Source organism: Fructilactobacillus ixorae, assembly GCF_024029915.1.
GTDB lineage: Bacteria > Bacillota > Bacilli > Lactobacillales > Lactobacillaceae > Fructilactobacillus > Fructilactobacillus ixorae.
Map to the genome: position 1 here is coordinate 1,144,036 of NZ_CP097478.1, position 12,668 is coordinate 1,156,703.

General features: G+C 44.7%; 6 protein-coding genes. 2 read left to right on the top strand and 4 right to left on the bottom strand.

Going from position 1 to position 12,668, the window contains the following annotated elements:
* Positions 1 to 166: 166 nt before the first annotated feature.
* Complete coding sequence (locus M8332_RS05785; protein ID WP_252779880.1) at positions 167 to 6,697, bottom strand: mucin-binding protein; 6,531 nt, start codon at positions 6,695 to 6,697, stop codon at positions 167 to 169.
* Positions 6,698 to 7,052: 355 nt separating this feature from the next.
* Between M8332_RS05785 and M8332_RS05790 the strand changes: the two genes are divergently transcribed.
* Positions 7,053 to 7,697, top strand: a complete 645-nt coding sequence (locus tag M8332_RS05790) for a restriction endonuclease subunit S (protein WP_252779881.1) — start codon at positions 7,053 to 7,055, stop codon at positions 7,695 to 7,697.
* A 73-nt stretch (positions 7,698 to 7,770) separates the two neighbouring features.
* Complete coding sequence (locus tag M8332_RS05795) at positions 7,771 to 8,700, top strand: tyrosine-type recombinase/integrase (RefSeq protein ID WP_252779882.1); 930 nt, start codon at positions 7,771 to 7,773, stop codon at positions 8,698 to 8,700.
* 56 nt (positions 8,701 to 8,756) lie between these two features.
* On the opposite strand, the gene M8332_RS05800 is transcribed toward M8332_RS05795, so the two are convergent.
* From M8332_RS05800 to M8332_RS05810, 3 genes are all read right to left on the bottom strand, one after another.
* A complete protein-coding gene (locus M8332_RS05800; RefSeq protein WP_252779884.1) occupies positions 8,757 to 9,449 on the bottom strand; it encodes a restriction endonuclease subunit S in 693 nt (230 codons plus the stop codon).
* 5 nt (positions 9,450 to 9,454) lie between these two features.
* Positions 9,455 to 11,038 (bottom strand): type I restriction-modification system subunit M, encoded by a 1,584-nt coding sequence (locus tag M8332_RS05805; protein WP_252779885.1) that lies wholly within the window; start codon positions 11,036 to 11,038, stop codon positions 9,455 to 9,457.
* A 323-nt stretch (positions 11,039 to 11,361) separates the two neighbouring features.
* Entirely contained in the window at positions 11,362 to 12,561 is a 1,200-nt protein-coding gene (locus tag M8332_RS05810; protein WP_252779887.1) for an ammonium transporter, read from the bottom strand.
* Positions 12,562 to 12,668 lie beyond the last annotated feature (107 nt).

The following is a 12,668-nucleotide window of genomic DNA, read 5'->3' on the forward strand; positions in this document are numbered from 1 at the left end:
TTTGGGGGTTACTGAGGTGCTCGGTTATTTTCAAAAAATAAAAAAGGATTTATCCCGAATAACCATCGGCATAAATCCTTAAAAATGAAATCATATTTTTTTTTATTAAATCCTTGGTAGCTGAGCTTTATGCGCTACGCAGTTTTTATCACCTCTTTAGATTGGATTATTTCTCTTCACGACGCTTGTAACCAAAGATTCCAAGGAACGCTAGTAACAATGCCCCAATCATACTCAAAATCCCAGTTGCTTGGTCTTCACCAGTCTGTGGCAACATTTGCTTTTGTGGTGCCGACGTAGCTTTTGGAGTTACTGGTGCTGGCGCCATTGGTTGAGCCGGTTGTGGCTGAACGGGTGCATCGGGTTGAACCGGAGTGCTTGGCTGTTGTGGCTCACCTAGCTGATCCGGAGTTGGTTGGGTTGGTTCCACTGGTTTCGTTGGAACTTCATTTTTAATGTAATGAATTGGGGTATCTTTTCCAATATTTTCTGGTGCAATTGGATAAGGCGTTCCAGGAACCAACTTGTTCCCATTTCCGTCAACCGGCGTGTAACCAGGAATATCTGGAATCAACGGATCGTTGATCTTACTTGGATCATTCGGATCGTTAGGATAGATTTCCGGATTAGATCCCGGAACATCCGGAACTAAGTGACCTAGTGGTAGGTAGATAACTGTGACTTCAGCATCTTGCGTTTCCGGGGTAACCGTAACAGCATTAACTACTGGAGTTTTAGTGTAGTAGCCATTAACCACTGGTGACTTCACTTCGTTCCAACTACCACCCTGAGAAATCCACTTGCCGGTTTCAATGATCTTGCTGGTTACTTGGTCAAACGTCAGGTTACGCGTGTACTTCACCGTTTCCGTTACGTCTTTGGCAGCCGTTTGCCCGTTCGCGTACCGGTAGTGAATCGTCCGCGTAATGTTCTTCACTAACTGACTTTCGTCCGTTCCATCCGGGTATTTTGGTCCTTCCGGATTGTTCGGGTCAACTGGTTGCCCCGGTTGGCCTGGATTATCCGGCGTCACCGTTTTCGTCTTATGTTTCAACGTAACCGTGAACGTCGGTTCATCCGTCCCAAACTTGTAGTTTGGCGTGTAGCCATCGTTTACTAGTTCGTAACCGTGTTTTTCAAGGTCCGCGATCTTCGTCTTCGTGGAGTAGTCCGACGTATCCCCAAACTTACCCGTTAACGTATCACTACTAATCGTCTTGTTATTTTCATCTTGATCAACGTAAACAACGTGGGCTTTTTCGTCGTTAGCGTGGTACGTAACCGTGACTTCACGATCCTGATCATCCGGGGTCGTTGTGGCCGCCCCAACCGTCGGTTGGTCAGCCGTGTAACCAGGGATTGCTGGCGAGTTTACTTCGTCGTAACTGTCCTTGTCGCTTTCCCACTTGCCGGTTTCAATGATCTTGCCGGTTACTTGGTCAAACGTCAAGCTCCGCGTGTACTTCACTGTTTCCGTTACGTCGTTAGCGGCCGTTTGCCCGTTCGCGTACCGGTAGTGAATCGTCCGCGTAATGTTCTTTACTAACTGACTTTCGTCCGTTCCATCCGGGTATTTTGGTCCTTCCGGATTGTTTGGGTCAACTGGTTGTCCTGGTTGGCCTGGATTATCCGGCGTCACCGTTTTCGTCTTATGTTTCAACGTAACCGTGAACGTCGGTTCATCCGTCCCAAACTTGTAGTTTGGCGTGTAGCCATCGTTTACTAGTTCGTAACCGTGTTTTTCAAGGTCCGCGATCTTCGTCTTCGTGGAGTAGTCCGACGTATCCCCAAACTTACCCGTTAACGTATCACTACTAATCGTCTTGTTATTTTCATCTTGATCAACGTAAACAACGTGGGCTTTTTCGTCGTTAGCGTGGTACGTAACCGTGACTTCACGATCCTGATCATCCGGGGTCGTTGTGGCCTCCCCAACCGTCGGTTGGTCAGCCGTGTAACCAGGGATCGCTGGCGAGTTTACTTCGTCGTAACTGTCCTTGTCGCTTTCCCACTTGCCGGTTTCAATGATCTTGCCGGTTACTTGGTCAAACGTCAAGCTCCGCGTGTACTTCACTGTTTCCGTTACGTCTTTGGCAGCCGTTTGCCCGTTCGCGTACCGGTAGTGAATCGTCCGCGTAATGTTCTTTACTAACTGACTTTCGTCCGTTCCATCCGGGTATTTTGGTCCTTCCGGATTGTTTGGGTCAACTGGTTGTCCTGGTTGGCCTGGATTATCCGGCGTCACCGTCTTCGTCTTGTGTTTCAACGTAACCGTGAACGTCGGTTCATCCGTCCCAAACTTGTAGTTTGGCGTGTAGCCATCGTTTACTAGTTCGTAACCGTGTTTTTCAAGGTCTGCGATCTTCGTCTTCGTGGAGTAGTCCGATGTATCCCCAAACTTACCCGTTAACGTATCACTACTAATCGTCTTGTTGTTTTCATCTTGATCAACGTAAACAACGTGGGCTTTTTCGTCGTTAGCGTGGTACGTAACCGTAACTTCACGATCCTGATCATCCGGGGTCGTTGTGGCTGCCCCAACCGTCGGTTGGTCAGCCGTGTAACCAGGGATCGCTGGCGAGTTTACTTCGTCGTAACTGTCCTTGTCGCTTTCCCACTTGCCGGTTTCAATGATCTTGCCGGTTACTTGGTCAAACGTCAGGCTCCGCGTGTACTTCACTGTTTCCGTTACGTCGTTGGCGGCCGTTTGCCCGTTCGCGTACCGGTAGTGAATCGTCCGCGTAATGTTCTTCACTAACTGACTTTCGTCCGTTCCATCCGGATATTTTGGTCCTTCCGGATTGTTCGGGTCAACTGGTTGTCCCGGTTGGCCTGGATTATCCGGCGTCACCGTCTTCGTCTTGTGTTTCAACGTGACCGTGAACGTCGGTTCATCCGTCCCAAACTTGTAGTTTGGCGTGTAGCCATCGTTTACTAGTTCGTAACCGTGTTTTTCAAGGTCCACGATCTTCGTCTTCGTGGAGTAGTCCGACGTATCCCCGAACTTACCCGTTAACGTATCACTACTAATCGTCTTGTTGTTTTCATCTTGATCAACGTAAACAACGTGGGCTTTTTCGTCGTTAGCGTGGTACGTAACCGTAACTTCACGATCCTGATCATCCGGAGTCGTTGTAGCCGCCCCAACCGTCGGTTGGTCAGCCGTGTAACCAGGGATCGCTGGCGAGTTTACTTCGTCGTAACTGTCCTTGTCGCTTTCCCACTTGCCGGTTTCAATGATCTTTCCGGTTACTTGGTCAAACGTCAGGCTCCGCGTGTACTTCACCGTTTCCGTTACGTCGTTAGCGGCCGTTTGCCCGTTCGCGTACCGGTAGTGAATCGTCCGCGTAATGTTCTTCACTAACTGACTTTCGTCCGTTCCATCCGGATATTTTGGTCCTTCCGGATTGTTCGGGTCAACTGGTTGTCCCGGTTGGCCTGGATTATCCGGCGTCACCGTCTTCGTCTTGTGTTTCAACGTGACCGTGAACGTCGGTTCATCCGTCCCAAACTTGTAGTTTGGCGTGTAGCCATCGTTTACTAGTTCGTAACCGTGTTTTTCAAGGTCCACGATCTTCGTCTTCGTGGAGTAGTCCGACGTATCCCCGAACTTACCCGTTAACGTATCACTACTAATCGTCTTGTTGTTTTCATCTTGATCAACGTAAACAACGTGGGCTTTTTCGTCGTTAGCGTGGTACGTAACCGTAACTTCACGATCCTGATCATCCGGAGTCGTTGTAGCCGCCCCAACCGTCGGTTGGTCAGCCGTGTAACCAGGGATCGCTGGCGAGTTTACTTCGTCGTAACTGTCCTTGTCGCTTTCCCACTTGCCGGTTTCAATGATCTTTCCGGTTACTTGGTCAAACGTCAGGCTCCGCGTGTACTTCACCGTTTCCGTTACGTCGTTAGCGGCCGTTTGCCCGTTCGCGTACCGGTAGTGAATCGTCCGCGTAATGTTCTTCACTAACTGACTTTCGTCCGTTCCATCCGGGTATTTTGGTCCTTCCGGATTGTTCGGGTCAACTGGTTGTCCTGGTTGACCTGGATTATCCGGCGTCACCGTCTTCGTCTTGTGTTTCAACGTTACCTTGAACGTCGGTTCATCCGTCCCAAACTTGTAGTTTGGCGTGTAGCCATCGTTTACTAGTTCGTAACCTTGTTTTTCGAGGTCAGCGATCTTCGTCTTTGTGGAGTAGTCCGACGTATCCCCAAACTTACCCGTTAACGTATCACTACTAATAACTCTATCGTGATCATCCTGATCAATATATTGAACGGTTGCTTTTTCATAATTAGTAATGTAGCGAACAATAACCGTTTCTTCAGTACCTTCAAGCACATTTTGCGAGACTACTCGTGGTTTATCTGGAGTATAACCATCAATTTGCGGTGACGGAACATCATAACTATTATCTTCATTTGGAATCCAGTTACCCCAGGTAATGCTATTAGTTTCAAGGTTTCTAGTTCCGAATCGGTGATAAGTAAACCGGAAAGTCTTATCGGCAGCGGCCTGCTTTCCTGCCTGTGGGCCATCGCCATAAGTATACTTAATGGTAACGTCTGAAACTCCTGAATTATCGGTTATCTGTTCGACCGTTTTCTTAAACTTAATTGTATAGACTAATTGATTGCCATCGTTATAAGAAAGAATAATCCCATTTTCAGGAAAATCACTACTAATTTGTTTGTAGCCCTGATTTTCCAAATTTTTAGTTTCATCAGCAGGTGAATAATTAGACTTTTCATTGAGCTTGCCGCTAACGTGATCGGTGTGGAGTTCGTTCCCCTGATCATCAATATAGTGAATCACAGCACTTTGCTGATCAACTACATAGGGCACCCGGGTTTCTGCTCCAGGATTGGTAATTGGGACTTTGGTTCCCGGAGTAGTCGTTTTACTCTGATCATTTGGATCTAACGGAACGTACCCTGGAATGTTTGGCAATGGAGTCGGGTTAGCCTTCGTTGGATCATTAGGATCAAGGGTATAGGGAACATCATGATTTCCGTTGTCAATCGGATTTCCTTGCTTGTCAACTGGAACTAACTTACTTAATTTATTAATTTCAAAAACGATGTTTCTAGTCTGTGGAACATAGATTGGATAAAGGGCGTAGAATCCCGTTCCAGGTAAACTAGCATCATGGTTGCGATTTTGGACTGCCCAACCATATTCTCGGGTTTGATCGTTAAATTTGTAGTTAGCATCAATGTGATAAGTTTCGCCATACTGGGTTCCATCGGGACTGTAAAGGCGCGCGTCCATTCCACCATGATCATCAGTTTCCGTGATTTTGAGGACAGATCCATCTCCATAATGGGTCGTCCACACCGTCCCCACTTTTCCAAACGGTGAAATACTACCACTCGCATTATCTGGGATTTGACTAATATAGTAATAACCATCTTTAACTTTATTAGGTAATCCCGTTACCTTAAAGTCTTGCCCGGTCAAGCCATTAAAGTGTGATTCATAAACTGTTTGGTGCGTCTGTTGATCAACGTAGCGGACCGTATGCTCCACGTTGCGTGGAATTTGCACTTTTTCGATTCCTAAGTCAATTTTGCTCCCATTGTGATCAGCCAGCATCCAGTCTCGGTTAAACCGAATTGGCGAGGAAGAACTAGTATCAAGTCCCCCGGTAAAATCACCATTATTACTGTAATAGAAATCCTCTAAGTTTTTCGAGTCTTGTCTCGTTTGTCGACCAGCCGGATCTCTTTGCAGAACGTACTGCCCGATAATCCGATTATCGTCATCCAGTTCAAAAACATATAAGGTTCCATCGCCATTTCGATCCGTCGAGAACACGATCGTGCGAACTCCATTGGCTTGGTTAAATCCCTTAACTACTCGGTCATATTGAAAGGTATAGTGATTTGCATCTGGATCAGTCCAACGACCGCCATAATCCGGATCACCAACTTCAATTTTTAATCCATTTTCATCAACTACGTTACTAGCTAAATTAGTTTGGGCAGCCTTAATTTGCTCAACTGCTTGTTTTGTTTGATTCGTAACTGGGTTCGCAACTGGGTTCGTAGCCTTGGCTTCGCTTTCAGAAGCGGTTTGCGCGGTGGAGCTTGGTGCACTGGTGGAATCAGTCTGCGACTCTGGAACGGCTGGTTCCGGCTTAGCTGCCTCAGGTGCTGGCACATCGGTCTTGGTGGTTGCTGATTCATCCGCTGGTTGGGCTTGATTTACCGGAGTAAGCGCCTGTTGAGCGGTTGCTTGCTTATCCTCAGTTTTACCTGTACTTTTTGAATCCAGCTCGTCTGCTTTAGAATTAGACTGGTTTCCCTGCTGACTTACAGTCGGTTCATTACTGGTCTGGTCAGTCGTTTTTGAACTGGCTTGGCCAGCAGAATCAGTCGTGGATGGTGCTGGTTCAGGGTTTTTAGTGGGATTTGAATCACTACCCGGCGTAGTGACATTCGGTTTCGGAGCAGCTGGCTCAACTTGTGGTTGAACCGCTGCCGGTTGCTTGGCAGGAGCTTGCTGTTCTTGCCCAAGCTTATTTTGCGCTTGATTAGAACTACCACCGGAATCGGCCGTCGCTTGGGTGGGTAAAGAACTAGTATCAGCGTGCACATCATTAACATTGAATGAATAAAAACTGGCAGAAATAGCAGTTACCGTAATGGCACTAAATAACCATCTTTTCCCAGCTTTGTACATTTTATAATGCATTTTGCTGTCTTTAAACGGCATAAAAATTCCTCCTTAATTAACTAGAGCCAAAAATATAAAAATGGTTATATATATAACTGCCCACACTATATGATTAAAGATGATTTTATGCAATCATTGTTTGTACAACATACGATTGCAAAACCTAACGCTCGCAAAATAAACCTATAAATAATTAAAACTGCCCGCCTTGTTTTTATAACAAGACGAGCAGTCAAAAATTAATTCTTCAATTTCAAAACGACCGTACGCAGTAGCTTCTAAACTAGCCTTTCACAAATTATCCAGACCCCAGTTATTTTTAATCAACCAATCACTTTTAATTGTAGATGTAAAACAGCGTAAGCTTGCTAAGTTGCGACAGCTAAAAAAGGCGTTACAACGCCATCTCTTCCCTGCTCCCGGCCAGTTAACCCCGGGCTTTAGATTTGCTAATTTCGCTGATAATTGGCAACAGCAAGACATCGCTAATTTAATTATTCGCAACACAACTAAAAACAAACAGTCAACCCTAAACAACGTGGAATCAATTTCAAATCAATCTGGTTTTGTTAAACAAACCAGTCAATTTCCAAATGCTTCACTGTCACCAACCAATTTAAGCAACTACTATATTGTTAACCCCGGTTATTTTGCTTACAATCCATCTCGAATTAACGTAGGCTCAATTGCTTATAAAACCGGTTCACATGCTTGTTTGGTATCACCATTATATGTCTCGTTCTATACCATCCCAGGTATCAACGATCAATATTTTTGGGAATGGTTACAAACAGATGCTTTTATTAACCAACGACGTAGATTATCAAATCGTGGAATTCGCGATACATTATCATTCGAACAATTAGCTGAAATGAAATTAAAGTTTGGTAGCTATCAGGAACAAAAAATGATTGCCGATCTTCTAACCATAGTGGATCAACAAATCACCATTACTAACCAGAAAATAGCCAAGTTAGAAGGCTTAAAAAAAGCACTTTTGCAAAAAATGATTTTATAAATGCAAATATTCCTAGATAATGTTACTGGTGCATTTATTTGTGCACAGTATGATAATCAAGGGAGCTTATGAAATGACTAAAAACAAAGAATCACAATTATTTTACGAGTATCTTGCTGACTGGATTAAAATCTATAAACAAGACGCCGTCCGCGACGTAACTCTTAATAAATATCGAAGTAGCTTAAAATGGGTCCGCAGAATTGCGCCCACTTTATATTTAAAGGATCTAACCAAACGGACCTATCAAGAAATTATTAACGAATATGCCGTTACGCATGAACACCAGACTACTTTAGATTTTCATCACCAAATTAAAAGTGCGATTTTAGATGCCGTTGACGAAGGGCTAATTCCCAGTAACCCTACCAGAAATGCAGTCATTAAAGGTAAAACTCCCCGGAAAAAGAAATTAAAATTTTTAAATGAAGCTGAACTAAAAAAATTGATCCAGCAGTTGGACTTAGGTAACGAAATTAATTGGGACTGGTTTTTACTATTAATCATTAAAACTGGCCTTCGTTTTTCAGAAGCCCTTGCCGTTACTCCAAATGATTTTGATTTTAATTCCAAAATGCTTCGCATTAATAAAACCTGGGACTATAAATCCATTCAGGGGGGCTTTCAAAAAACCAAAAATGAAGCTTCTGTGCGTAGCATCCAATTAGACTGGCAATTATCCATGCAATTTTCGTTGCTAATTCACGGAATGCCACCAGAGAAACCCATTTTTATTTCCAACAAACGGATTTTTAATTCTACGATTAACAATCATTTAAAATTATTATGCAAGCAAGCCGATATCCCAGTTATCACCGTCCACGGGCTCCGTCATACCCATGCTTCCTTGCTCTTGTTTGGAGATGTTTCAATTGCTACGGTAGCCGAACGACTAGGTCATTCTAGCATGACGACTACTCAGGAAACTTATATTCACATTATTCGTGAGCTAGAAGCCAAGGATAATGAGAAAATTATGCACCAAATGTCAAAATTAAACTAACTAAAAAACACCAAAATCATAAGGCTAACCACAAAAATTAGATGTTTGTCTAATTTTCATGAGGAAAGGACTAAATTATGATTTTGGTGTTTTTTAGTTACTTTTAAATTTTTGCAGGAAAAATGATGTTTTCGCTGTTGCCAATTATCAGCGAAATTAGCAAATCTAAAGCCCGGGGTTAACTGGCCGGGAGCAGGGAAGAGATGGCGTTGTAACGCCTTTTTTAGCTGTCGCAACTTAGCAAGCTTACGCTGTTTTACAGTAATAAGTTGGGTGAATGTTTGAAAGAACGCCCCAATTTTAGTTTGTTCAGCCCGAGTCGGCATCGTAATTGTGATTCTCTGTAGATCCGCTTTAGTTAGCTTCACTCTGCCTGTCCCAGTAAGATACGGGCGCATGTTGACTTTGTGCAAACTCATCCCAATAAACCACCAATCTACTGTTTCTTTCGGGGCAAGGACGTGCGTATGGTTATTAACCCAAATCCTATAACTTACCAGCTGAATTGGATAATCATTAACATCCCGGGCCCCATCTTCAGCAATTAAAATAAATTTCCCTTGGTGGGTAAAGCCTTGAACGTAATCCTGAATACCATTTGCGCCATAATAGGGAGTCGTGCCGGGAATTCGCTTACTTTTAGCAATTGGAATTCGCTTAACATCTAAGTTAACCGTAACCTGACTTAATTGTTGTTGTTCCCAAGGAGCAGAAAATTCTTGAAATCTAATTTCTGGAACATTTTTCAAGCTGATCACCTTAACACTTTCTTAATTAACCTTAATTCATTTTGCTTTTCCGCAGTACTCCCACTTAAATTATTCAACATGCCATTAAGTTCCCGAATTAATCGCTTTTCGCGTTGATGCAGTTCTTGCATTTCAGTGGCGACCTTTGCAACATTGACCGGAACTGCAGTTTCCACCGCATCTACATACCGATTAATGTTTAGTTTGTAGTGATTAGCTCGAATCTCATTCAAACTAGCGACATGGGCGTACTTATCAACATCTGTTCGGTCCAAATAGGTTTTTACAATTTGCGTAACATCACGTTGCCGTAATTGGTGTTGCTTTTTAATTTTGACGCCGTCATGGGAAGCGTCAATAAACAGTACATCATCACGCTCTCGTTGTTTTTCTAAAACCAAAATCACGGTTGCAATTTCCGTATTAGTAAAAATTTTTTCTGGTAAGCCAATCACCGCTGAAATCTGATGGTGTTCTAGGAGCTGCTTACGAATTCTACCTTCGGCCCCACCGCAAAATAGCACTCCGTGGGGGAGGACAATCGCCATTCTCCCGGTTTGCTTCAAATGATACAAGCCGTGCAATAAAAAAGCATAATCTGCTTTCGACTTGGGAGCGATGCCCATTTCAAACTGGGGCTCATTTTCCCGATTTTGATTATCCCATCGGAGTGAATAGGGGGGATTCGCCATCACCGCATCAAATTTTAAGGACTCATTAACTGTGCCTTCCGTTTCCAAAGTCCCACTGCGAGTGAGCGTGTCGGCATTTCGCAAGTGAAAATCCCGATAGTCTACTTGATGCATCATGAGATTCATCCGGGCCAAATTATACGTGGTCGTCAGCAATTCTTGACCATAATACTGAATCGTCCCCGGTTGCTTAGCGTGTTGCAAATGCTTAGCAGTCGTTAGCAGTAATGATCCAGACCCCATGGTTGGATCATACAAGCGATAGTTTGTAGCTTCCTCATGACCCGCGGTGACAATCTGGGCCATGATTTCTGAAACTGGCTGTGGCGTATAAAATTCACCCGTCTTGGTGGCTGCATGAGTTGCAAACATTCCCATCAGGTATTCATACAAATCACCAAGCACATCCGAGTCATCATCTAACTCGATTTCACTCATCAATTTAATCATGTCGGTAATGGTAGCCGTCCGTGCTTTAGCAGTGTTTCCCAGCCGGGTAGCGGTTAAATCCAGGTCCGCAAAAATCCCAGACAACGCCGCGTTGGCGACGGGAGCAATCCGCTGTTGAAATCGCGTTAGTGCTGTTTGCATCATCTCAAGCTTAAATTGACCAGCTTCAATCGCAGCCTGCCAGTCAGAGAATAAGTCACCGGGTTGAATTACATACCCAAGCTGACTTTGCATCTTAGCAGTAATTTGCGCGGGCTGGGCTTGCCAGATTGCTTTCAAGCTGGTAGCGGGAGCGTGGGCTTGCAACCAAGCTTGTGCTTGCTTAGATAAATATTGATAGAACATAATCCCAAACACATAATTTTTGTATTCCAGCGGTTCCATCTTGCCCCGGGTTTGATTAAGGGTCCTCCATACGAGGGCTTCCGTCTTAGCATCTAGTACCATCAACGTCCTCCTTTTTTATAACTAGACTTATCAAAAAACAACTATGTAATGAAAGTTGATTCCAATCATCGATTATATCAAATACATTTGTACAATGTAAGGATTTGGCAATAAAAAAGAACATTTCAAGTTTAGAATTGAAATGCTCAAATAATTGATAAAATGGTTGACTTTAAAGCATTAATGGTTAGCAACGGCTCCATAAAACCTCGAGTGCAAGCTCCTGAGCCAATCAGTTTATAACTACAGCCTAGGATAGTTTTTTTGAAAATGCAAACTTACAATTAATCATCATTCTAGCTTTAATCGGTCTGGATTAAGCATTATGATTCCGTCAGTTCTCGTTTCACGATTTCTTCCTCATGACGCATCCGCATGCTCATGATCTGTTTCAAGACCAGCACAATGATCGTTACGACCACTACCGTAAAGACCACCGTAAACAGCGTTGCCCCGAGTTGAATCCCAAACTGGTGGAAGTTCCCGCCGGCTAACCAGCCGTTATGGGTGACCACCGGGTTAATCGCCTTGCTAGCAAAGAGGCCGGTTAAGACGCTGCCCATGATCCCAGACACCCCGTGACAACCAAAGGCATCTAACGTATCATCGACTTTCAAAAGTGGCTTAATCACGGTAATAAACCCGTAGCTGGCCATCGTAGCGAGCGCGCCGATAACCATCGCACTTTCAATCGACACGTACCCACAGGCCGGCGTGATGGCCACTAATCCACAAATGGCCCCCGAACAAATTCCAAACAGCGTCGCGTTGCGTTTGGTGAACACGTCCAGGATGATCCAGATTAACATGGCGGTGGCGGTTGCTACCGTGGTGGTAAGCATTGCCTGCATCGCAATCCCGTTAATTGCAAAGGCGGAGCCGGCGTTAAACCCGTACCAGCCAATCCAGAGGAAGGTCGTTCCGAGTAATACCCAACTCAAACTCTTCGGACTCCCCTTCTCCTGAATCAACCGCGGTCCTAAGAAGTACGCCAGTAACAGGGCCGTCACTCCGGCGTTAATGTGCACGACTAACCCGCCGGCAAAGTCTAAGACGCCGAGGCTTTGGAGCAAACCGCCACCCCACACAATGTGGACCAACGGATAGTACACCAAGAGTGACCATAACACGACGAATAATAAGAGAAAGCGGAAGTTAATTCGTTCCACGACGGCCCCGACAAACAGTGCGGGCGTAATCACCGCAAACATCATTTGAAAAATCAAGAACGCAACGTTCGTAATGCTACCACCGGTGGTCGGCGCTCCCGCGTTCAGTTTCACGTGGTGCAAAAAGAAGTTATGTAGGTTCCCGATCAGGTTCCAGTTATTCCCGGAAAACGAGAGTGAGTACCCGCACACGATCCAGAGAAGCACCGGCACACAACACATGATGAAGACCGCCATCAGAGTATTGTTAATGTCTCTACGGGGCACCATCCCACCGTAGAAAAACGCCAGGCCCGGCGTCATCAGCAGGACCAAAATCGAACATAGAAAAATAAATAACACGTTAACCGACATTGTAAATCTCCCCTTCGCTGTTTTTCTCAGTATAGAAAGCTCATTTCCATTTGTTTAGGGTTGATGTCGGGTTATGCAACATCATCCCCCAGAAAAATTAAGGATTG

What these genes read in the sequence shown, in the direction of transcription:
- M8332_RS05810 (WP_252779887.1), bottom strand. Translation starts at nt 12,561, where the DNA reads ATGTCGGTTAACGTGTTATTTATTTTTCTATGTTCGATTTTGGTCCTG.
- M8332_RS05805 (WP_252779885.1), bottom strand. Translation starts at nt 11,038, where the DNA reads ATGGTACTAGATGCTAAGACGGAAGCCCTCGTATGGAGGACCCTTAAT.
- M8332_RS05785 (WP_252779880.1), bottom strand. Translation starts at nt 6,697, where the DNA reads ATGCATTATAAAATGTACAAAGCTGGGAAAAGATGGTTATTTAGTGCC.
- M8332_RS05795 (WP_252779882.1), top strand. Translation starts at nt 7,771, where the DNA reads ATGACTAAAAACAAAGAATCACAATTATTTTACGAGTATCTTGCTGAC.